Genomic DNA, 22,416 nt, shown 5'->3' on the forward strand with positions numbered 1-22,416 from the left:
AATTAGCTGGGTTGATCGATCAAGGGCATGGCAAGCACCTTGTCGATGCGCAGACCATCCATGTCGACAATTTCCAGTTGCCACTGCTCCAGAGTCACCAGATCTCCGGTCTGAGGAACACGGCCAAGGAGCAGCATGATAAGCCCTCCGAGGGTGTGATAGTGATGTTTTTCTTCTTCCGGTAGCCGAACCAGTCCCAGGCAGTCCTTCAACTCCGGCAGCGGAATGAGGCCGTCGAGCAGCCAGCTGCCGTCGGTGCGCTGGAAGGCCCAGTTGTCATCGCTGTTATCCTGCTGGAAGTCACCCGCCAGCGTCTCCAGCAGATCCTGCTGGGTGACCAGTCCCTGCAGCTCGCCGTATTCGTCCACCACCAGCACCATGTGCTCCGAGTGGGCGCGGAAGTGATTGAGCAGCTCCAGGCCATTGAGGGTCTCCGGCAACAGGCTGCCATCCTGGGTCAGGGCCGCCAGATCGATGGGTTCCCCCTTGATGTAGGCGTGCAGCACCTTGTTGACGTTGAGTATGCCCACCAGGTCCGAGAGGCTGCCATCGCAAACCGGGAAGAAGTTGTGGCGATACTCCACCAGCCGTTGCAGGTTCACCTCCAGCGGCAGAGCGAGATCCAGATAGCGGATGTCGCTGCGTGGCACCATCAGCGAAGAGAGGCTGCGCTCGTCGAGGCGGAACACATTGCGCAGCATGGTGTGTTCGTGGTCTTCGATGATCCCGGCTTCGGAGCCCTCCACCAGCATGGCGTGGATCTCCTCCTGGGTCACGTTGGCCCCACCATCCTGCCTGACGCGCAGAATGCGCAGGCTGGCCTTGGTGGAGGCGGACAACAGCCAGACGAAGGGGCGGGTGATGGCCGCCAACCACAACATGGGGCGGGCCACCAGACAGGCGATGCGCTCGGCGCTGAGCTGGCCGAGGCGCTTGGGCACCAGTTCGCCGACGACGATGGAGAGGTAGGTGACCACGACTATGACCAGCACGGTGGCGAGCAGGCTGCTGCTCTTGGCGGCCATGCCCCACTCCTGTAGCCAGAGGGCCAGCGGTTGGGCCAGCAGGGATTCGCCGTAGATACCGTTGAGCAGGCCTATGCTGGTGATGCCGATCTGGACGGCGGAGAGGAAATGGGTCGGATCTTCGCTCAGTTTGAGGGCAATGGCGGCTGAGCGGCTGCCTTCGCTCGCCATCTTGCTGAGGCGAGCCTTGCGTGCGGTAACGATGGCGATTTCCGACATGGCAAAGACGCCATTAAGCAAAATCAATCCAAACAGGATCAATATTTCCATACTGCAACAGCACTCCGAGTAGAAAAGATCGCTGGCAGTGTAATGAATTTGGGGGCGATGCGCTTGTGAAAGCAGGTGATTTGGCTCGCTAATTTTGTACAGAGGGGCGAAGAAAGGCCGTGAGAAGGAATTTATGGCAACAAAAAGCCCCCTGCGGGAGGGGGCTTTTTCAGGCGTGAAACTGCCTTACAGGGCGGCGATTTCGGCCTGCTGGGTCTCGAGGGTCACCAGCTGGGCGCGATACTCTTCCAGCTTCTCGCGCTCCTTGGCGATGACGGCTTCCGGCGCCTTGGCCACGAAGGCCTCGTTGCCGAGCTTGCCTTCGATGCGGCCACACTCGCCGACCAGCTTGGCTACTTCCTTGGCCAGACGGGCCAGTTCGGCATCCTTGTCGATGAGACCGGCCATCGGGATCATCAGCTCGGTGGCACCGATCAGCTTCTTCACCGACAGGGGAGCCACTTCGCCGTCCGCCAGCACGCGGATGGATTCCAGACGGGCAAGCGACTTGAGGAAGGCCTCGTTGTCACCGGCGCGGCGGGCGTCCTTGGCATCGCATTTCAGCAGTACGTTCAAGCCCACGCTCGGCGCCACGTTCATCTCGGCGCGGATGTTGCGAATGCCGACGATGAACTCCTTCACCCACTCCTGATCCGCCATGGCGGCCTCGTCTACCTTGGCGGCATCGAACTCAGGGAAGGCTTGCAGCATGATGGTGTCGGCGTGCACACCGGTCAGCGGCGCCACCGATTTCCAGATGGTCTCGGTGATGAAAGGAATGATCGGGTGTGCCAGACGCAGCAGGGTTTCCAGCACGGTCACGAGGGTGTGACGGGTGGCACGCTGCTCGGCTTCGGAGCCCTTGCCCAGCACCGGTTTGGTCAGCTCCAGATACCAGTCACAGAACTGGTTCCAGATAAATTCGTACAGCACGCCGGCCGCGATGTCAAAGCGGTAGGTATCGAGCGCGGTGCGGAAGTCGCGGATGGCAACTTGCAGCTGGGACTGGATCCAGCGATCCGCCAGACTGAACTGCATTTCACCACCTGCAAAACCACAATCCTGATCTTCGGTGTTCATCAGCACGTAGCGGGAGGCGTTCCACAACTTGTTGCAGAAGTTGTTGTAGCCATCCAGTCGCTTCATGTCCCAGTTGATGTCACGACCTGTAGAGGCCAGCGCCGCCAGGGTGAAGCGCAGGGCGTCGGTGCCGTGGGCCTCGATCCCTTCCGGGAACTGCTTGGCGGTACGCTTGCCGATCTTCTCGGCCATCTGCGGCTGCATCATGTTGCCGGTGCGCTTCTCCATCAGGTCTTCCAGCGAGATGCCGTCGATCATGTCGAGCGGATCCAGCACGTTGCCCTTGGACTTGGACATCTTCTGACCTTCTTCGTCACGGATGAGACCCGTGATGTAGACGGTCTTGAACGGGACTTGCGGCTGGCCGTTTTCGTCCTTGATGAAATGCATGGTCATCATGATCATCCGGGCGATCCAGAAGAAGATGATGTCGAAGCCGCTCATCAGCACGTCGGTCGGGTGGAAGGTCTTGAGCGCCTCTGTGTTGTTCGGCCAGCCCAGGGTGGAGAAGGTCCACAGGGCGGAGCTGAACCAGGTGTCGAGCACGTCTTCGTCCTGACGCAGTGTGGTCACGGACGGTATGCTGTGCTTGGCACGCACTTCTGCCTCGTCACGACCCACGTAGACATTGCCGGCATCGTCATACCAGGCCGGGATGCGGTGACCCCACCACAGCTGACGGGAGACGCACCAGTCCTGAATGTCGCGCATCCAGGAGAAGTACATGTTTTCGTACTGCTTGGGCACGAACTGGATGCGGCCATCTTCCACCGCCTCGATGGCGGTCTTGGCCATGGGCGCCACGCGCACGTACCACTGGTCGGTCAGCATGGGCTCGATGGGCACGCCACCGCGATCGCCGTAGGGCTGCTGCAGCACGTGATCCTTGATTTCGGCCAAGAGGCCCAGCTCGTCCAGCTTGGCCACGATGGCCTTGCGGGCGGCGAAGCGCTCCATACCGGCGAACTCGGTCGGCAGGGCGGCGTCGTAGGCGGTGCTGGGGTTGCCGTTGGTGTCGACCACTTCGGCCTCGGCACGCACGTGGGCGTCCAGGGTGAAGATGTTGATCATCGGCAGGTTGTGGCGCTTGCCCACTTCGTTATCGTTGAAGTCGTGGGCCGGGGTGATCTTCACGCAGCCGGTGCCCTTCTCCATGTCGGCGTGTTCGTCGGCGACTATGGGGATCAGACGGTTCACCAGCGGCAGCAGTATGTGCTGGCCGATCAGCGCCTTGTAACGGGGATCTTCCGGGTTCACTGCGACGGCGGTATCGCCCAGCATGGTTTCCGGACGAGTGGTGGCGACGATCAGGTGATCCTGCCCCTCAGCTGTCTTGGCGCCGTTGGCCAGCGGATAGCGCAGGTGCCACATGTGGCCCTTGATCTCGCGGTTTTCCACTTCCAGATCGGAGATGGCGGTGTTGAGCTTGGGATCCCAGTTCACCAGACGCTTGCCGCGGTACATCAGGCCATCTTCGTAGAGACGGACGAACACGTCCTGCACGGCGCTCGAGAGACCCTCATCCATGGTGAAGCGCTCGCGCTCCCAGTCCACCGAGTCGCCGAGGCGGCGCATCTGGCGGGTGATGGTGCCACCGGACTCTTCCTTCCACTGCCAGATCTTGTCGATGAAGGCATCACGGCCGTAGTCGTGACGGGTCTTGCCCTCTTCGGCGGCAATCTTGCGCTCCACCACCATCTGGGTGGCGATACCGGCGTGGTCTGTGCCCGCCTGCCACAGGGTGTTCTTGCCCTGCATGCGGTTGTAGCGGATCAGGGTATCCATCAGGGTTTGCTGGAAGGCGTGACCCATGTGCAGGCTGCCGGTGACGTTCGGCGGCGGGATCATGATGCAGAAGGAGTCTTTGCTGGTGTCGCCGTGGGGCTTGAAGTAACCCTGGGCTTCCCAGTGCTGATAGAGCGCCTGTTCGATGGCGTTGTGATTAAAAGTCTTTTCCATGGTCTCGCCGTATTCTGGATGGATGGAGTCTGGTGTTGATTCGTCGTGGATCGAGGGTGGTGCAGTCAGGGCTGCGCCGGATCCGGTGCGGCAAGGACGGGCTGATCCCTCATCTCGAGGGCATGGCCTGCCTGGCGATAGTGCTTGTAGCGCTCGCGGGCTTGCTGCTTTTGCGTTTCGTCAGTGGGGACAAAATCTACCACTTGAGCGAAGTGTCCTGCAAACAAAGGTGTCTGTCTGGCCAGATTGATGAGGCGGGCATAGCGCCGCTTCGGCGGCTGATGGCCGATCTCCACCGGTGCCTGACCGCTCTCGACCTGCAGCTGGTGCGGCACGAAACGCTCAGGTGGCAATTGCCACAACAGCTCGTCCAGGCGCATGGCCTGGGCTTCGTCGTCGCACAGCAGGTAGAGATGGCCCGCACTCCAGCCATCGGCTGCGAGCTGGCAGGCGAGCCGCTCGACGGCGGTGGCCTGCGCGTCATCCGGCTCGCTCATCAGGTAAAAGGTCACTTGGCTCATCAGGTTGATCCCGTTTGCGGTGACGGACTATTGGCCGCCAGTGAGGGTTGGCAGGGGTGTTTTCCTGCCAGCACTCAATGAAACAAGGAAGAGGCGGGCCTCTTCCTTGTGGTACTGGGCAACTCCCGCGCTTCCGATGCATTCACCGGAAGGGGCAGGAGAGTTACTCCTTCTCTTCGATATCCACGCCGGCCCGGTTGAGCAGGAACTGGGTCAGCAGGGGTACCGGACGACCGGTGGAGCCTTTATCCTTGCCACTCTTCCAGGCGGTGCCGGCGATATCCAGGTGAGCCCAGTTGTACTTCTTGGTGAAGCGCGACAGGAAGGCGGCAGCGGTAATGGTGCCGGCCGGACGGCCCCCCAAGTTGGTCATGTCGGCGAACGGGCTCTCCAGCTGTTCCTGATACTCGTCGAACAGCGGCAGGCGCCAGGCGCGATCGCCGGCCTGTTCGGAGGCGTTGAGCAGCTCATGGGCCAGCGGGTTGTGGTTGGCCAGCAGCCCCGTGGTGTGGTGGCCCAGCGCTATGATGCAGGCCCCGGTCAGGGTCGCCACGTCGATGACGGTCTCGGGATCGTAACGATCCACGTAGGTGAGGGCATCGCACAGCACCAGGCGGCCTTCCGCATCCGTGTTCAGCACTTCTATGGTCTGGCCGGACATGGAGGTGAGGATGTCACCCGGGCGATAGGCGTTGCCACCCGGCATGTTCTCGCAACCTGCCAGCACGCCTATGACGTTGATGGGCAGCTGCAACTGGGCCAGGGCGTGCATGGTGCCGAGCACGGAGGCTGCGCCACCCATGTCATACTTCATCTCGTCCATGCCTTCGGCCGGCTTGATGGAGATGCCGCCGGAATCAAAGGTCAGACCCTTGCCGACCAGCACTATGGGCTTGGCATCGGCGTTGCCCTTGTATTCGATGATGGCCATCATGGCTTCGTTTTCAGAGCCGCGGGCCACCGCCAGATAGGAGTTCATGCCGAGCTCGGCCATCTCCTGCTCACCGATCACCTTGGTGGTGATGTTGTCGAAGGCATCGGCCAGACGACGAGCCTGGGAGGCCAGATAGGCCGGGTTGCAGACGTTGGGCGGCATGTTGGCCACGTCGCGACAGACCCGCACCCCTTTCGCCACGGCCAGACCGTGGGAGATGGCTTTCTCACCAATGGTCAGTTCCCGACGCGTCGGCACGTTGAACACCAGCTTGCGCAGCGGACGGCGCGGCTCGGCTTTGTTGGTCTTGAACTGATCGAAGCTGTAGAGGCCCGCCTTGGTGGTTTCCACCGCCTGGCGCACCTTCCAATAGGTATCCCGACCCTTGACGTGCAGTTCGGTCAGGAAGCAGACCGCTTCCATGGAACCCGTCTCGTTGAGGGTGGTGATGGTCTTGTTGATGATCTGCTTGTACTGGCGTTCGTCGAGTTCCCGCTCCTTGCCGCAACCGACCAGCAATACGCGCTCGCTGAGCACGCCCGGTACTTGATGCAGCAACAGCATCTGGCCTGGTTTCCCTTCCAGGTCGCCACGGCGCAGCAGCGAACTGATATAGCCATCGCTGATCTTGTCCAGTTGTTCGGCAACCGGAGAGAGGCGACGCGGCTCGAATACGCCGACCACGACGCAGGCACTGCGTTGCTTCTCAGGACTGCCACTCTTTACACTGAACTCCATGGAATCTCCTACATCCTAAAGACAAAAGGCACCTTTTATTGAATAATGCGGTGCTTGTTGGGGTATCAGAGGCGGAGCGAACAGCCATAGGCTCCGCAGTTCAAACTGGTAAAAATCCAATATACGGCCCTATTTTTCAGGCATTCGACTAAAAACACAAGTTTACTTGGGAATGACTGTGATCGTTTTCCGATATTTGTTCAGGGAAACCCTGAAAACCCAGCTGGCAGTGTTGTTCGTGCTGCTGCTTATCTTTGTCAGCCAACAATTTATCCAGATCATCGGTGATGCCGCCGATGGCGAGGTGCCGACGCGCCTGGTCTCCACCCTGTTGCTGCTCAACCTGCCCAATATGGCGCTGTTGATGCTGCCTATCAGCCTGTTTTTAGCCATCTTGTTTGCTCACGGTCGCCTGTATGCCGAAAGTGAGATGACAGTGATGCATGCGGTGGGCTTCAGCCACCGCTTCGTGATGCGCAGCGCCATGGTGCTGGCCTTGCTGACCGCGGCCGTCGCCGCCTTCAATACCGGCTGGATCGCCCCGCAGGCCAAGGAGCGCGAGTATCAGGTGATCGACGAGTTCAAGGCCGATCCGGGTATCTCCTTTATGCAGGCCGGCCGTTTCATGGAGCTCGACAAGGGGCGCCTCGTTGCCTACATCCAGGAGCTGAACGACAAGGGCTCCCGGCTGCAGAAGATCTTCGTGCTGCAACGCTCCCAGGAGGGCAAGCCGCCCTCAGTGGTGGTGGCGACGGAGGGGGTGGTGACGGTCGATGAGAACGGCCTGCAGTGGCTGACCCTGAAGGATGGCTCCCGTTACGAGGGCCACTTCAGCAGCAAGCAGTTCCAGATCTCTGAATTTGACGAGTACAGCCTGGTGATCCGCCAGCAGGAGATGGAGCGCTCCAGCCGCAAGGCGGCCGCCAAGCCGACTCTGGAGCTGCTGGGAACGAAGGACAACGGCATGATGGCCGAGTTGCAGTGGCGCCTGTCGTTGCCGCTCTCCATCCTGGTGCTCACTTTCCTGGTGGTGCCGCTGGCCAGGGTCAACCCCCGCCAGGGACGTTATGCCAAGCTGCTGCCGGCCATCTTGCTCTATCTTTCCTACTTCCTGTTGCTCAGCGCGGCGCGCTCGGCCATCGACAGCGGACGCCTGCCCCACTGGCCGGGGATGTTCCTGGTGCCGCTGGCCTATCTGCTGTTGATCGGTCTGCCGCTCAACCTGCAGGGCACCAGCTGGTGGAACGGGATCAAGACCCTCTATTTCAAGAGAAAATCGGCATGATGTTGCCATCTGGGAGTCTCTACTGATGTTTGGCATTCTCGATAGACATGGCGACCGGATCATTTTGATGTCGCTTCCTCTCTATACGTCTGTATTTGAGGAAAAAATCAGCATGATGCTGCAACCGGGGAGTTTCTGCTGATGTTTGGCATTCTCGATAGATATATCGGCCGGGTTATTTTCATGTCGGTCCTGTTGTGCGAACTGACCCTGGTCGGGCTGGCTGCGCTCATCAAGTATGTTGAGCAGCTCAGGTCCGTGGGGGAAGGCAACTACGACATGATCAATGCGCTCTATTACGTCCTGCTCTCCATGCCCAAGGAGGCGGTTCAGTTCTTCCCGCTGGCAGCCCTGCTGGGCGGGCTCATAGGGCTGGGCCAGCTGGCGACCAGCTCGGAGCTGGTGGTAATGCAGGCGGCGGGTCGCTCCAAGATCAGCATAGTGATGGCAGCGCTCAAGACGGCCATCCCCTTGATGATACTGGTGGGCCTGATGGGTGAGTATGTGGCGCCCATCGCCAAGCGGATGGCGGATGACGTCAAGGCGGGGGCCCTGTCGGAAGGACGGCTGACGGTCTCGGCTTACGGGGTCTGGGCGCGCGATGGCAACAACTTCGTCAACATCAACGGGGTGCGCAACGACGGCGCCCTGACCGGCATCACCCTCTATCGCTTCACCCCGGAGCGCAAACTGATCGATATCCTCCAGGCGCAGGAGGGGGTGTTTGAACAGCACCACTGGCTGCTCAAACAGGTGCAGGTGACCCGCTTCGACGATCCCAAGCAGATCCAGAGCGAGACGCAGGCCCAGATGGAGTGGACCTCTGAGCTCACCCCCAAGCAGCTGGGGGTGGTGAGTATCGATCCTGAAAACCTGCCGGTGGCCGGGCTGCTCGACTACATCGGCTATCTGGATGCCAACAAGCAGGATGCCGGACGTTACAAGCTGGAGATGTGGCGCAAGCTGCTGTCGCCGCTCTCCGTGGTGGCCATGATACTGCTGGCCTCTTCCTTCATCTTCGGCCCGCTGCGTTCGGTGAGCATGGGCGCGCGGATGCTGATGGGGATCATGACCGGCTTTGCCGTCTACGTGAGCGATCGGGTGTTCGGCCCCATCAGCCTGGTGTATGCGGTGCCGCCTATCCTTGCCGCCATCGCCCCCAGTCTGCTGTTTGGCGGTATCTCTTTCTATATCCTCAGTCGCAAGCAGTAGCGCCGAGCGTTGGACTGCAAAAAGGGCACCTGTTGGTGCCCTTTTTCGTTGCTGCATTGACCTGCAATTACTTGTTCAGCATCTCCAGATTTTCCTGTTTGCCGAGCACCACGACTTCACATTCGGACCAGATGTCCTGAAAGGCGCGCGGTGCCTTGCGGTTGAACAGGCACATCAGGTTGCCGAGGCCGAAGGCCGCCGTTGCCAGCCGGATCAGGGCCTGAGTGATGCGGATGTTGCTGCCATCCGCATTCTGTATGCGCAGGCGCCAGGCGCGCATGCCTATGGTCTGACCAGCACGGGTCCAGAACCAGGTGTAAAAGCCACAGATGATGAAGGCGAGCCAGGCACTGTAAATCGGGCTGGTCAGCAGCCAGGAGGCATCTTTGCCTTCGGGAAGAGTGGCGGCGCCGGTTGCCAGCAGCAAGTGTGCCACCCCCATACCGATGAAGCCGGCGATGATCAGCAAGGAGATGACTACCAGATAGTCATAGAGCAGGGCGCCGAGTCGGCGCAACAGGCCCGCCGAAGGGTAGTGGGGGACTGTGTGAGAGGTGGATGTGGGTTGGACTGGTTTACGCTTGGCCATCGTTCTTATTCCATTAATATGATGCGGGCATTCTATGTAACTGACCCCGCATCGGCAAGGCGTTGAATAAATGAGCAAACGAGAGTGCGTACGAGAAAAACACCTTGCATGGCATCGCGCCATTCGTATAATCCCTCGCAGTTGCCCGGGTGGCGAAATCGGTAGACGCAGCGGATTCAAAATCCGCCGATGAATAATCGTGTCGGTTCGAGTCCGACCCCGGGCACCATCAGATTCAGTGACAAAAGGCCATCAGCAATGATGGCCTTTTGTTTTTCTGCCTCCTTTCCGCTTGGTGTTCCCTTCTTTATCCCTTTATCCCTTTATCCCTTTATCCCTTTATCCCTTTGTCCATGAGCACTCTCATCGTTCGTATGCTGGGTGGCTTGTTTCTGCCGCATTCGGCTGTGTGTCCGTCACAGCTCTGCAATCTGTTCCGGCTTATGATCTGCTCTATTTCGGTGCGTGCTGGTTGCGCTGCACAGCAGAAGTGCGCGCTTGCTCAGGTTGGCGCAGCTTGTGATCCAATCTGGTGCATTGGTCAACCTACTTGATATTAAGGTGTTGATTATAATCAACTTAGTGAGTTGGCCTGCTTTATGCTTTAAAGCAATCATGTCGCCATGACGCTGCCCGATGAAGGAAGCATGACCAGGGCAGTGGCAAGTGTGTGCTGAGTGTGAGTTTGTGTGGATTGTCGGATTCGATGTTCATATCAGGAAATGGACCCGGACAGGTGCCGGGACGACAGGGAAGGAGATGGCTGTATGCTCAAGAGACTCGTGATGACTGGCCTGTTGGCGCTTGCCGCCTTGCTGGCCGCCCCCAGTTGGGCTGAAGAGGTGGTGGCCGCATCGGCCGAGGTCGTGCAGGCCGCGGCGCCAGTCGCAGCCGCTGTGACCATCAACAAGGGGGACAACAGCTGGATGTTGCTGTCGGCGGCACTGGTGATCCTGATGTCCATTCCGGGACTGGCCCTGTTCTATGGCGGCCTGGTGCGCAGCAAGAACATGCTGAGCGTGTTGATGCAGGTATTCACCCTGTTCTCGCTCATATGCGTGTTGTGGATCCTCTACGGTTATTCGCTGGCCTTCACCGAGGGCAACAGTGTCTACGGCTCCTTCAGCAAGGCGCTGCTCAAGGGGGTCACTCCTGACTCCATTGCGGCGACCTTCAGCAAGGGAGTCGGCATCAGCGAGTTCATCTACGTGGTGTTCCAGGGGGCCTTTGCGGCCATCACCTGCGGCCTGATAGTGGGAGCCTTCGCCGAGCGCATCAAGTTCGCCGCCGTGCTGCTGTTCTCGGTGATCTGGTTCACCTTCGCCTACATACCGCTGGCCCACATGGTGTGGTACTGGGCGGGCCCGGATGCCTATACCACGGCCGAGGCGGCGGCGACCGCGACGGCGACGGCCGGCTATCTGTTCCAGCATGGTGCACTGGATTTTGCGGGCGGCACAGTGGTGCACATCAACGCCGCCGTGGCGGGTCTGGTGGGGGCCTATCTGGTGGGCAAGCGTCTGGGTTACGGACGTGATCCCATGACACCGCACAGCCTCACCATGACAATGATAGGGGCCTCCCTGCTCTGGTTCGGTTGGTTCGGTTTCAACGCCGGCTCCGCGCTGGAAGCCAACGGCATAGCCGCACTGGCCTTCATCAACACCTGGGTGGCACCGGCGGCGGCTGCGCTCTCCTGGACCTTGGCCGAGTGGGTGATGAAGGGGCGTCCCTCCCTGCTGGGGGCGGCCTCCGGCGCCGTCTCCGGTCTGGTGGTGATCACCCCGGCGGCCGGTTTCGTCGGAGTTGGCGGTGGCCTGGTGATGGGTCTCATCAGCGGCGTGGCCGGTTTGTGGGGGGTTCACGGCCTCAAGCGCCTGCTGGGAGCCGATGACAGCCTGGATGTGTTTGGCGTGCACGGTGTGTGCGGCATTCTCGGTGCCCTGCTGACCGGCGTCTTTGCCAGCCCGGATCTGGGCGGCACCGGGGTGTGGGACTATGTCACCAACCAGGTTGCGGAAGGCTATTCCATCCTGGCCCAGGTCAAGATCCAGGCCATCGGGGTCGGGGTCACCATCCTCTGGTCCGGGGCCGTCTCGGTCGTGGCCTACAAGCTGGTGGATCTGCTCATCGGCCTGCGAGTGAAGGAAGATGCGGAGCGGGAAGGGCTGGATGTCACCACCCACGGTGAGAAAGCCTATAGCCTGTAACCGCGCTGGGTCACTTGCTGACAGGATCGCCGCCGGTTATGCCGGCGGCTTTTTTATGTCTGCAAAAGTGGAGTGCGCCTTGCCCCAGCTTTTATGCCTGCAATTTGACAGGATCTCCGCTAAACTCTGCCACCCTTGAATGGGCTTGCCCCATTTTTCCCATCATTTTCTACGCCTTTGGAGCCGCTCATGCCGTTAGTGGGACATCAACACCAGATCGAGATCCTGGAACTGACCGACAAAGGGGATGGCAAGGGACGCCTGTTCGATCGCCCCCTGTTTGTCGAGGGTCTGCTACCCGGTGAGCAGGCGCTGGTTGAGCTGACCGAGGTCAAGCCGAACTATCTGCATGGCAAGCTGACCGAGCTGCTCCAGCCGTCTGCCGATCGGGTCGCTGATTTCTGCCCCAACACAGAGTGCGGTGGCTGCCAGGTGCGCCCGCTGGCCTACCCGGCCCAGCTCAAGCTCAAGCAGGCACTGGTGCAGAGCGCACTGGAACAGGTCGGGCTGGGTGACACCACGGTCAACCCCATCCTCGGCATGGAGAGTCCGTTCGCCTATCGCAACAAGGCGCAATATGCGGTGCGTGGCTGTGAGGCCGGCGCCGAGATTGGTTTTTATCGCAAGCACTCCCACGATCTCATCACTGCGGACGATTGCGCGGTTCAGGATCCGCTGCACGTGGAACTGAACGCCCGGGTGCGTGGCTGGATGCGCGAGCATGACATCGCCGCCTATGACGAAGTGAATCACACCGGTTGTGTGCGCAACCTGATGACCCGCAAGGGCTTCAAGAGCGGCGAGCTGATGGTGGTGCTGGTGACCCTGGGTGAAACACTGCCGTTCGAAGCCGAGCTGCTGGCGAGCTTGAGCGATCTGCCCATCACCACCCTGGTGCAGAATATCAACGATGAGCGCACTAACCGCATTCTGGGTGCGAGCAACCGGGTGCTGCTGGGTGAAGGGGTGATCCGCGACAAGATCCATGAACTCGAGTTCGAGATCTCGCCGCTCTCCTTCTTCCAGAACAACCCGACCCAGACCGATGTGCTCTACTCCAGCGCCCTTGAATATGCCGAGCTGACCGGCAACGAGACTGTGTTCGACATCTATTGCGGTATCGGTACCATCTCCCTGTTCCTGGCTGGCAAGGCCGCCAAGGTGGTGGGGATAGAATCGGTGGAGAGCGCCATCAGCGACGCCCGTCGCAACGCGGCCCTCAACGGCATAGAGCACACCGAATTCCACGTGGGCAAGGCCGAGCAGCTGATGCCCGAGCTGCACGCCCAGGGCGTGACCGCCGACGTGGTGGTGCTGGATCCGCCCCGCAAGGGTTGTGACAAGGCGGTATTGCAGACCCTGGTCGCCATGGCGCCGCGCCGTCTGGTCTATGTCTCCTGCAACCCGCAGACCCTGGCCCGCGATCTCGCCTGGCTGGTCAAGCAGGGCTTCGTGCTGGATGAAGTGCAGCCGGTGGACATGTTCCCGCATTCCATGCATGTGGAAGCGGTCGCCCGCCTGAGCCTGCCTGCCAAGGGCTGACAGGCACTCGAGCCACAGCGATTGAATTAGCCAGATGGCTCTGTTAAAAACGACTCCAAATGGAGTCGTTTTTTATGTCTGTCATTCAGGTGCCGAGCCATGGTATCGGACTTGGATTTGGGCAGAGGGGCGGGAAATAGAAGGGGTGACAGTATGAGGTGCAGACCATGAAAGGTATCTTGCTACGCTGGTTGGCTCGCTACGATGGCTGGTGTCAGGAGTGGGGACTCACCCCGGAGAACCGGCGCTGCTGCGCGCCGGTACGTTATGACGAAGATGAGCAGGAGGAGCCGGCGTCGGAGGGCGACGCCTCGTCACTCAATCAAAATTGCGCGTCACGGCCCCGGTAACGCTGTTGTAGTCAAAGCTCAATCCATCCGGGTAAGCCGGGAAGCGGGCGATGGAGTCGCGCAGGGTATAGCGGCAGTTGCTGTGAGGCTCGCCATCTTCATCTATATGGTTGCCGGGTTGCTCGCTGGACAGATAGTCGGCTTTGACCTGGATCTCGGGATCCTGATCGACCGAGGCGACAATATAGCTGCTGTCCAGCAGCCCCTGAAACAGCAGGCGGCAGTCTGACTGGTTGCTGACCGAGATGTAGTCTCCCTGACCGGGAACGTAAGGCTCATTGATCCCCTTGTGGCCCTGATCCTCATCCGTGCCGGCGGGCCAGCCATAACGGTTGATGTCGAGGTTGCGTTGACCCATGCTGCCCAGATTGTAGAGTGCCTGGCCCTGTGCCTTGACCGCCCAGCCTGCATGGGCAAGCTGCACCGCGCTGGCGAAGCTGCCGGCGGTGGCGGCAACCGTGCTCTTGAGGGCATCATCCTTGATATTGATAAAGCGGGGCATTGCCGTTACGGCCAGGACCCCAAGCACTATGATGACCATCACCAGTTCTATCAGGGTAAAGCCATGGTTCGAGCGTTTCATTATTGAGTAGACCCATCAAGTACGACAAACAGGTGAAAGCGACATGCAACTGATCGACACCCATTGCCATCTCGATTTTCCCGTCTTCGATCCAGACCGGGCGGCGTTGCTGGCCGAGTGCCGGCAGTTGGGGGTGGGCGAGTATATCATCCCCGCCGTGGGAGAGGAAAACTGGGCTCGCGTGATGGCGCTGGCGGAGCAGTACCCGGGGATCACCTACGGGCTGGGCATTCACCCCTGGTATGTGGGCACCCAGACCCAGGGTGCACTGACGCGATTGCAGGTGTTGTTGGCTGCCCGGCCCCCTGGCCTGGTGGCGGTCGGGGAGTGCGGGCTGGATCTGCGCAGCCAGGTGCCGCAGGAGGGGCAGCTGGCCTGGTTCGAGGCGCAGATCAGGCTGGCCATGGAGCATGAGCTGCCACTGATAGTCCATTCGGTGCGGGCCAACGACACGGTTGCCAAAATTTTGCGGCGCTTCAAGCCGGCAAGGGGGGGTGTCATCCACGCCTTCAGCGGCTCTCTGCATCAGGCCGAGGTGTTCTGGCAGCTTGGATTCAGACTGGGGATCGGCGGCGTCATCAGCTATGAGCGGGCCAACAAGACCCGGGAGGCGATCCGCGACATGCCGCTGGAGGCTCTGCTGCTGGAAACCGATGCGCCCGACATGCCGTTGCAAGGCCTGCAGGGCATTCCGAATACCCCCGCCAACTTGCCGAAGATTGCGCAACTCTTGGCCGAATTGCGGCAACAGCCCTTGAGTCATGTTGTCGCGGTGTTACATGAATCCACTTTTCACACTTTCCCGCTCGGACACTCTGAAATTAACACCTGATTAACTCTTGATAGCATCATGATAAAAAACGGGGCGAGTAAAAATCGTTTGCGGTCTAATTTGACGACCTCTAGCGCATTTCATGCTTATAAAATGTGACCAGCATTCTACTTTGTCGCACCGTAATTAGTATAATGCGCACCCTTGATTGATGGCTTTGAGATACAAGTTGTTAACAAGCTGGAAGGTGCTACTAAAGAGGAAGTGTTAATAATGAATTTGATTATGGGTCTGGTAGGGATGGCAACACTCATCCTTATCGCGGTGCTGTTCTCCAGTAATCGCAAAGCAATAAAAGTTCGCACCGTTGGCGGTGCCTTTGCAATTCAAGCTGGACTGGGTGCATTCGTGCTGTACGTCCCGGTTGGCCGAGATATTCTGGTGGGTGTATCCGATGCCGTTTCCAGCGTCATCGGTTATGGTCAAAACGGTATCGAATTCCTGTTCGGTGGTCTGGTCAGCAACAAGATGTTTGAAGTGTTCGGCGGCGGCGGCTTTATTTTTGCCTTCCGCGTTCTGCCCGTCATCATCTTCTTCTCCTCTCTGATCGCGGTTCTCTATTATCTGGGCATCATGCAGTGGGTAATCAAGCTGCTGGGTGGTGGCCTGCAAAAAGTACTGGGCACGTCCCGTACCGAATCCCTCTCTGCCACGGCCAACATCTTCGTCGGTCAGACCGAAGCCCCGCTGGTGGTGCGTCCCTTCATCTCCAAGATGACTGACTCCGAGCTGTTTGCCGTCATGTGTGGTGGCCTGGCCTCCGTTGCCGGTTCCGTGCTGGCTGGTTATGCCTCCATGGGCGTCAAGATGGAATACCTGATCGCCGCCTCCTTCATGGCTGCCCCGGGTGGTCTGCTGTTCGCCAAGTTGCTGGTACCGGAAACCGAGACCCCCAACTATGACGAAAACAATGCCGATGGCGATCTGGAAGACAAGCCTGCCAACGTGATCGATGCCGCCGCCGCCGGTGCCTCCGCCGGTCTGCAACTGGCCCTGAACGTGGGTGCCATGCTGCTGGCCTTCATCGGCCTGATCGCCATGATCAACGGCATCTTCGCCGGTATGGGTGGCTGGTTCGGTTATCCGCAGCTCTCCCTGGAACTGCTGCTGGGCTGGTTGTTCTCCCCGCTGGCCTTCCTGATCGGTGTCCCCTGGAGCGAGGCCGTGGTGGCCGGTTCCTTCATCGGCCAGAAGCTGGTGGTGAACGAGTTCGTGGCTTACCTGAACTTTGCCCCTTATCTGAAGGATGAAGTGCTGATCAACGGCGTGGCCATGTCCGAGCACACCAAGGCCATCATCTCCTTCGCCCTGTGCGGCTTTGCCAACCTGTCCTCCGTTGCAATCCTGCTGGGTGGTCTGGGCTCCATGGCACCGAACCGTCGCGGCACCATTGCCAAATTTGGTTTGAAGGCCGTACTGGCCGGCTCTCTGTCCAACCTGATGTCTGCCACCATCGCAGGCTTCTTCCTGGCACTGACAGCCATGTAATATTTGCCTGATACTCAGGTAAAGACGAACGCCACAGCGAAAAGCTGTGGCGTTCGCGTTTGGAGCGGTGACAACCGTTTTCCTTTCTAAACTAATAATAAAATGAGTCAAATCGGAGGTTATATGAATGAAGTGCTACTGGCGATGGCGGCCGGCTTTATCGTTGGCTTGTTGTTTTCTTTCCTCAAATTGCCGATCCCGGCCCCACCCGTACTGTCCGGGGTAATGGGGATAGTCGGGGTCTATCTGGGGGGGCTGGCGTACTCCTGGATACTCACACGCTTCTTCTCTTAACGCACTGTTCAGTACCGGATTTGCCAGATGTGAGGTACCTCTGAAATTGGCAAATCCGGCTTGCAAACACGGGGTATCTCGGCTGAAATAGGCATTGCCAGCAGGGTGCTGGCATTGACTAATGCCCGATCAAATCGGGTGTTGGCGGTCAAATGGAATTGATTGGGAAGTCGGGTCAGCAGTTGTCGGCCTTTCTCAAGTCTTCATGGAACCAAGTCCGCACTTTTGTAAGAAAGTGACAGGGCTCTTGCCTTATTTACAGCCATATTGCCTGTGCATGCGCGCTGTAATTCCATTCCCGTATCCTTGGGAGTCGTGTCTTGCTGGTTGCGTTGCGACAAGCAGGCGCTCGCCCCTGGAAGCAGGATTAAATCGAGACTTTGGAGAACAGAATGACTGATCTGAAACTGGCCGCCCAACGCGCCCTGAACCTGATGGACCTGACCACCCTGAACGATGATGACACCGATCAGAAGGTCATCGACCTGTGCCGCAAGGCCAAGTCTCCGGCCGGCCTGACCGCTGCCGTCTGCATCTATCCCCGCTTCATCCCCATAGCGCGCAAGACACTGCGCGAGATCGGCGCCGCCGATGTGCGCATCGCGACCGTAACCAACTTCCCCCATGGCAACGACGACATCGAGATCGCCGTGGCCGAGACTCGTGCCGCCGTGGCTTACGGTGCCGATGAAGTGGACGTGGTGTTCCCGTACCGCGCCTTCATGGCTGGCAATGAACAGGTTGGCTTCGATCTGGTCAAAGCTTGTAAGGAAGCTTGCGGCACTCAAGCACTGCTGAAAGTGATCATCGAGACAGGTGAACTGAAAGAAGAGGCGCTGATCCGTCGCGCCTCCGAGATCTCCATCGACGCCGGTGCCGATTTCATCAAGACCTCCACCGGCAAGGTGCCGGTCAATGCGACCCCGGAAGCGGCCCGCATCATGATGGAAGTGATCAAGGCCAAGAACCCGAAAGTCGGCTTCAAGCCGGCCGGTGGCGTGAAGGATGCTGCCGTGGCGGGTCAGTACCTGGCCATGGCCGAAGAGATCCTGGGCAAGGACTGGGTATCCGCCCGCACCTTCCGCTTTGGTGCATCCAGCCTGTTGGCCAGCCTGCTGGCCACGCTGGGGCATGGCGACAAGCCTGCCAACACCAGCGGTTACTAAGTTGATGAGAGGGCGAGCGTGGCTCGCCCTGTTATGCCCCCGCCAGACGGCGCGCGGGCAGGGATAACGGCTTATGTGACGCCAGCAATGGCGGAGGGAATGAAAGATGTTTTTGCCTCAAGAAATTATTCGAAAGAAGCGCAACGGTGAAGCGCTCAGTACCCAAGAGATTCAATTCTTCGTTCAGGGCATTACCAACAACACCATAGGCGAGGGCCAGATTGCGGCACTGGCGATGGCGGTCTACTTCAAAGACATGACCATGGATGAGCGGGTTGCCCTGACCTGCGCCATGCGCGACTCCGGCATGGTATTGAACTGGGATCACCTCAATCTGGGTGGCCCCATCGTCGACAAGCACTCCACCGGTGGCGTGGGTGATGTAGTCTCCCTGATGCTGGGCCCCATGGTCGCCGCCTGCGGTGGCTTCGTGCCCATGATCTCCGGTCGTGGCCTGGGTCATACCGGCGGCACCCTGGACAAGCTGGATGCCATCCCCGGCTACCAGACCTCGGTCGACAACGATCTTTTCCTGAAAGTGGTGAAAGAGGCGGGTGTGGCCATTATCGGCCAGACCGGTGATCTCGCCCCGGCCGACAAGCGCATCTATGCGGTGCGTGACATCACGGCCACCGTCGAATCCATCGCCATGATCACCGGCTCCATCCTCTCCAAGAAGCTCGCCTCCGGGCTGGAAGCCCTGGTGATGGACGTCAAGGTGGGCTCTGGTGCCTTCATGCCGACCTTTGAAGCATCTGAGGAGCTGGCCAAGAGCATAGTCGCCGTGGCCAACGGTGCCGGTTGCCGCACCTCGGCCCTGCTCACCGACATGAACCAGGTGCTGGCCTCCAGCGCTGGCAACGCCGTGGAAGTGCGCGAAGCAGTGCGCTACCTGACAGGTGAGTACCGCAACCCACGCATTCACGAAGTCACCATGAGCCTGTGCGCCGAGATGCTGATCTCCGCCCATCTGGCCAGCGACGATGCCGATGCCCGTCGCAAGCTGCAGGCCGTGCTCGACAACGGCAAGGCGGCCGAGATCTTCGGTCGCATGGTGACCGGCCTCGGTGGTCCGTCCGACTTCATGGAACGTTATGATAGTCACCTGCCCAAGGCTGCTATTGTGCGCCCCGTGTATGCGGCCAATGCCGGCTTCGTGACGGCCATGGATACCCGGGAGCTGGGTCTGGCCGTGGTCGCCATGGGTGGCGGTCGTCGCGCCGCCGGTGACAAACTCGATTACGCCGTCGGTCTGACCGACTTTATCCGCCTGGGCCAGAGCGTCGATGCTGACAAGCCGATTGCCCTGATCCACGCTCAAACCGAAGAGCAATTTGCTCAGGCTGCCAGCATGGTGCAGGCGGCTGTCAAGATCGGTGACACTCAACCCCAGGCCCTGCCTGAGGTCTACCGTCGCATCGGTCTGGCTGATTTGTAACAAGGGGAAGTCCCATGAAACGTACCTTTATTCTGATGATGGACTCTTTCGGTATTGGCGCTGCCGCCGATGCCGACAAGTTCGGAGATGTGGGCGCCAACACCCTTGGCCATATCGCCAAGGCCTGTGCTGCCGGTGAGATTGAAGGCCGTGGCGCCCTCAATCTGCCGAACCTGAACAAGCTGGGTCTGGGCCATGCCGGTGAGCTGGCCTCCGGCTACTTCCCGGCAGGCTTGAAGAAGGATATCGAGGTGATCGGTGCCTACGGTTTCGCCCAGGAGCTCTCCTCCGGCAAGGACACTCCGTCCGGCCACTGGGAGATCGCTGGCGTGCCCGTGCTGTTCGAGTGGGGTTACTTCACCGATCACCACAACAGCTTCCCTCAGGAGCTGCTGGACGCCATCGTCGAGAAGGCGGGTCTGTCCGGCTACCTCGGCAACTGCCACGCCTCCGGCACCCAGGTGCTGGATGATCTGGGCGAAGAGCACATGCGTACCGGCAAGCCGATCCTCTACACCTCTGCCGACTCCGTGTTCCAGATCGCCTGTCACGAAGAGACCTACGGTCTCGAGAAGCTCTATGAGCTGTGCCACATAGTGCGCGAGCTGCTGGAGCCCTACAACATAGGCCGCGTCATCGCCCGTCCGTTCGTGGGCAGTGGCAAGGGCAACTTCAAGCGTACCGGCAACCGCCACGACTACTCTGTGCTGCCGCCGGCGCCGACAGTGCTGGATTACATGAAAGAAGCGGGTGGCCAGGTGGTCTCCATCGGCAAGATCGCCGACATCTATGCCAACCAGGGCATCACCAAGCAGGTGAAGGGCACCGGCCTGACCGAGCTGTGGGATCGCACCCTGGAAGAGGTGAAAGCGGCCGGTGACAACACCATCGTCTTCACCAACTTCGTGGACTTCGACTCCTCCTACGGTCACCGTCGTGACGTGAAAGGCTACGCCGATGCACTGGAGTATTTCGATTCCCGTCTGCCAGAGCTGTTCGAGATACTGCAAGATGGCGACGTAGTGGTGCTGACCGCCGACCACGGCTGCGATCCGACCTGGAACGGTACCGATCACACCCGTGAATACATCCCTGTGCTCTTCTTCGGCAAGCCGGTCAAGGCCGGTTCCGTCGGTCGTCGCGAGACCTTTGCCGACATAGGCCAGAGCATAGCGGCGTACCACGGTCTGCCCAAGCTGCAATACGGTACCAGCTTCCTGTAAGGCCGATTTCGGGTGGCGCCTTGCGGTCTATTCTGCAGGGCCTGCCCAGGTTGCAGTGCGGCACTCGCCTCCTGTAATTTACCCGCCCGTCACCTCGGTGGCGGGCAACCAATAAAGACAATAAAACTCAACCTAGTGTGAAGGAATCAAGAGAATGGCAACTCCTCATATCAATGCGAAAGATGGCGCCTTTGCTGATACAGTGCTGATGCCGGGCGACCCCCTGCGCGCCAAGTACATCGCCGAAACCTTCCTGGAGAACGTCGAGCAGGTGTGCGACGTGCGCAGCATGCTCGGCTTCACCGGTACCTACAAGGGCCGTCGCATCTCCGTCATGGGTCACGGCATGGGCATCCCGTCCTGCTCCATCTATGCCAAAGAGCTGATCACTGACTACGGTGTGAAGACCCTGATCCGCGTGGGCTCCTGTGGCGCCGTGCGTGAAGACGTGAAACTGCGCGACGTGGTGATCGGCATGGGTGCCTGCACCGATTCCAAGGTCAACCGTCTGCGCTTCAAGGATCACGACTTCGCCGCCATCGCCGACTTCGGCCTGGTTGCCAATGCCGTGCAAGCCGCCAAGAACAAGGGCGTTGCCGTGCGCGTCGGTAACATCTTCTCCGCCGACCTGTTCTACACCCCGGACCCTTCCATGTTCGACGTCATGGAAAAGTACGGCATCCTGGGTGTCGAGATGGAAGCCGCCGGTATCTACGGCGTGGCCGCAGAGTACGGTGCCAAGGCACTGACCATCTGCACCGTCTCCGACCATATCCGTACCGGTGAGCAGACCACCTCCGAAGAGCGTCAGCTGACCTTCAACGACATGATCGAAATCGCACTGGATTCAGTGCTGCTGGGCGACTGATCCGCAGCCTGGACTCCATGCAAAACGGCGACCCCAGGGTCGCCGTTTTTTTATGGTTCGTGGCCGCAGCGCCGTGCCTTGAACCTTATGGGATCAGGCGCTCGGCGCACCCGACGAGGGCGGGCTCTTCTTCTTGTGCTTGCGCACCCGCATGTAGTTGCGGCGCACGCCGTAGGAGATGAGCAGGCCGGCCAGTAGCGCCACCAGCAGCATCAGCCGCTGTTTCTCCTGTATCACCTTGAGCCGGGTGTCCTTGTCTGCCAGCAGTTGCTGCTCTTCCAGTGTGATGCGCAGGTAGCCAATGGTTTGCTCCCCATCCAGGATCTCCTGCACAAACTGGATGCGGCCCTTGCCCTGCTCCGGCAGCGATTTGTTGTTGTCGCCGATGGGCAGCAGGCTGTCCAGCGGCACGGCGGCGTCCGACTGGGCGAGGGGGATGCCACGGGCGTCATAGAGGGTGGCATCGAGGATCTCGGGCTCGGCGGCCAGATCCTGGGCCAGCCGTTCCAGCTCGCTGTTCTTGTCCTCCTTGATCCAGCGCTTCATGTCGCGGGCGGCATAGGCGACCAGCGCCTGGGCACGGTTGCGTGCCTCGCTGTGCAGCGAGGCCTGGCTTTCGCCCTGCATATGGATGAGCACACCGAGCACCCAGAGGCCGAGCAAGATGCCGGCACCCAGACTGAGAACACGTTTGATGGGAAGATGACGCAAGCGTTGAACCTCCTGACGACGAGCGGTGGCGGGATCTTGGCGCTTGCCTGTACAAAAAGCAATACGCTACTCTGGGCCAGCTTTGTTAACCCCATGAT

General features: G+C 59.8%; 18 protein-coding genes and 1 tRNA gene. 12 read left to right on the top strand and 7 right to left on the bottom strand.

All coding sequences use genetic code 11. From position 1 onward, the window contains the following. Nucleotides 1-2: 2 nt before the first annotated feature. The 4 genes from AACQ95_RS04160 to pepA all read right to left on the bottom strand — a co-directional run bounded on the left by AACQ95_RS04160 (nt 3) and on the right by pepA (nt 6,527). Nucleotides 3-1,295, bottom strand: a complete 1,293-nt coding sequence (locus AACQ95_RS04160) for a hemolysin family protein (protein ID WP_241280693.1) — start codon at nt 1,293-1,295, stop codon at nt 3-5. A 186-nt stretch (nt 1,296-1,481) separates the two neighbouring features. After that, nucleotides 1,482-4,334: a valine--tRNA ligase gene (locus AACQ95_RS04165; protein WP_241280695.1), complete on the bottom strand. Its 2,853-nt coding sequence runs from the start codon at nt 4,332-4,334 to the stop codon at nt 1,482-1,484. A 65-nt stretch (nt 4,335-4,399) separates the two neighbouring features. Continuing rightward, nucleotides 4,400-4,855, bottom strand: coding sequence for a DNA polymerase III subunit chi (locus AACQ95_RS04170; protein WP_241280696.1), 456 nt, complete (start codon nt 4,853-4,855; stop codon nt 4,400-4,402). Nucleotides 4,856-5,018: 163 nt separating this feature from the next. Continuing rightward, complete coding sequence (gene pepA / locus AACQ95_RS04175) at nt 5,019-6,527, bottom strand: leucyl aminopeptidase (protein WP_043139860.1); 1,509 nt, start codon at nt 6,525-6,527, stop codon at nt 5,019-5,021. A 172-nt stretch (nt 6,528-6,699) separates the two neighbouring features. Between pepA and lptF the strand changes: the two genes are divergently transcribed. Next, entirely contained in the window at nt 6,700-7,812 is a 1,113-nt protein-coding gene (gene lptF, locus AACQ95_RS04180; protein WP_241280697.1) for an LPS export ABC transporter permease LptF, read from the top strand. A gap of 141 nt (nt 7,813-7,953) precedes the next feature. Beyond that, nucleotides 7,954-9,024 (top strand): LPS export ABC transporter permease LptG, encoded by a 1,071-nt coding sequence (lptG, locus tag AACQ95_RS04185; protein ID WP_098982153.1) that lies wholly within the window; start codon nt 7,954-7,956, stop codon nt 9,022-9,024. 67 nt (nt 9,025-9,091) lie between these two features. Here the strand turns inward: lptG and AACQ95_RS04190 are convergent, their stop codons facing one another. Then, entirely contained in the window at nt 9,092-9,613 is a 522-nt protein-coding gene (locus AACQ95_RS04190; RefSeq protein ID WP_181003744.1) for an RDD family protein, read from the bottom strand. Between the two features lie 143 nt (nt 9,614-9,756). On the opposite strand from AACQ95_RS04190, the gene AACQ95_RS04195 reads away from it, so the two are divergent. The 3 genes from AACQ95_RS04195 (at nt 9,757) to rlmD (ending at nt 13,365) form a co-directional block, all read left to right on the top strand. Beyond that, a tRNA-Leu gene (locus AACQ95_RS04195) sits at nt 9,757-9,842 on the top strand. A 538-nt stretch (nt 9,843-10,380) separates the two neighbouring features. After that, the gene (amt, locus tag AACQ95_RS04200; protein ID WP_043139808.1) at nt 10,381-11,823 is read left to right on the top strand and encodes an ammonium transporter; all 1,443 of its coding nucleotides are present in this window, start codon (nt 10,381-10,383) and stop codon (nt 11,821-11,823) included. A 189-nt stretch (nt 11,824-12,012) separates the two neighbouring features. Continuing rightward, entirely contained in the window at nt 12,013-13,365 is a 1,353-nt protein-coding gene (gene rlmD, locus AACQ95_RS04205) for a 23S rRNA (uracil(1939)-C(5))-methyltransferase RlmD (RefSeq protein WP_103472556.1), read from the top strand. 318 nt (nt 13,366-13,683) lie between these two features. Here the strand turns inward: rlmD and tppF are convergent, their stop codons facing one another. Continuing rightward, nucleotides 13,684-14,301, bottom strand: a complete 618-nt coding sequence (tppF, locus tag AACQ95_RS04210) for a type IVa pilus pseudopilin TppF (protein ID WP_241280725.1) — start codon at nt 14,299-14,301, stop codon at nt 13,684-13,686. Between the two features lie 40 nt (nt 14,302-14,341). Between tppF and AACQ95_RS04215 the strand changes: the two genes are divergently transcribed. The 7 genes from AACQ95_RS04215 (at nt 14,342) to deoD (ending at nt 21,607) form a co-directional block, all read left to right on the top strand. Then, nucleotides 14,342-15,130, top strand: a complete 789-nt coding sequence (locus AACQ95_RS04215) for a TatD family hydrolase (protein ID WP_241280698.1) — start codon at nt 14,342-14,344, stop codon at nt 15,128-15,130. A gap of 213 nt (nt 15,131-15,343) precedes the next feature. Further along, a complete protein-coding gene (locus AACQ95_RS04220; protein ID WP_241280699.1) occupies nt 15,344-16,618 on the top strand; it encodes a NupC/NupG family nucleoside CNT transporter in 1,275 nt (424 codons plus the stop codon). A 123-nt stretch (nt 16,619-16,741) separates the two neighbouring features. Next, nucleotides 16,742-16,912, top strand: coding sequence for a XapX domain-containing protein (locus AACQ95_RS04225; protein WP_005305103.1), 171 nt, complete (start codon nt 16,742-16,744; stop codon nt 16,910-16,912). 392 nt (nt 16,913-17,304) lie between these two features. Further along, nucleotides 17,305-18,078 (top strand): deoxyribose-phosphate aldolase, encoded by a 774-nt coding sequence (deoC, locus tag AACQ95_RS04230; RefSeq protein ID WP_017411234.1) that lies wholly within the window; start codon nt 17,305-17,307, stop codon nt 18,076-18,078. 106 nt (nt 18,079-18,184) lie between these two features. Further along, nucleotides 18,185-19,516 (top strand): thymidine phosphorylase, encoded by a 1,332-nt coding sequence (gene deoA / locus AACQ95_RS04235; RefSeq protein WP_103472552.1) that lies wholly within the window; start codon nt 18,185-18,187, stop codon nt 19,514-19,516. Nucleotides 19,517-19,530: 14 nt separating this feature from the next. Further along, nucleotides 19,531-20,739 carry a phosphopentomutase gene (locus tag AACQ95_RS04240; RefSeq protein ID WP_241280700.1) on the top strand — a complete coding sequence of 403 codons (1,209 nt, stop codon included), beginning with the start codon at nt 19,531-19,533 and terminating at the stop codon, nt 20,737-20,739. A 154-nt stretch (nt 20,740-20,893) separates the two neighbouring features. Beyond that, nucleotides 20,894-21,607 (top strand): purine-nucleoside phosphorylase, encoded by a 714-nt coding sequence (gene deoD / locus AACQ95_RS04245; RefSeq protein ID WP_043139789.1) that lies wholly within the window; start codon nt 20,894-20,896, stop codon nt 21,605-21,607. A 93-nt stretch (nt 21,608-21,700) separates the two neighbouring features. Here the strand turns inward: deoD and AACQ95_RS04250 are convergent, their stop codons facing one another. After that, nucleotides 21,701-22,318: an AhpA/YtjB family protein gene (locus AACQ95_RS04250; RefSeq protein WP_043139787.1), complete on the bottom strand. Its 618-nt coding sequence runs from the start codon at nt 22,316-22,318 to the stop codon at nt 21,701-21,703. Between the last annotated feature and the right edge of the window lie 98 nt (nt 22,319-22,416).

Origin of the sequence: Aeromonas sp. MR19 (assembly GCF_963899305.1) — a bacterium.
GTDB lineage: Bacteria > Pseudomonadota > Gammaproteobacteria > Enterobacterales > Aeromonadaceae > Aeromonas > Aeromonas bestiarum.